At 67.2% G+C, this 247-nt stretch carries 1 protein-coding gene; it reads right to left on the bottom strand.

Features of this window, described 5'->3' with window-relative positions; all coding sequences use genetic code 11:
• A partial coding sequence (locus tag ACVA58_RS28500) for a hypothetical protein (protein WP_446513590.1) occupies nucleotides 1-247 on the bottom strand: 247 nt, incomplete at both ends.

The following is a 247-nucleotide window of genomic DNA, read 5'->3' on the forward strand; positions in this document are numbered from 1 at the left end:
TTGGTCGAGCGCGGAATGATCCAGCTCGCATGCGCAGCGCAGTCGGCCACGTCGGGGCGGGCACCTTCGGATTGGATCAGGCGGTCACGGGTCTGCGCGCGGTACTCCGACAGGCTCATCTTGTCCTTGGCCGGCAGGTTGACCGTGGTGGTTCCGCTGGCATCGGTCGAGCCGAAGACGATCGGTGGCGTGGTTGGTACGGGCTGCGTGGCCGGCTTGGCCTGTGCGGCTGAAGTACTCGGCGTGG

It is taken from the genome of Photobacterium sp. DNB22_13_2, from assembly GCF_052873915.1.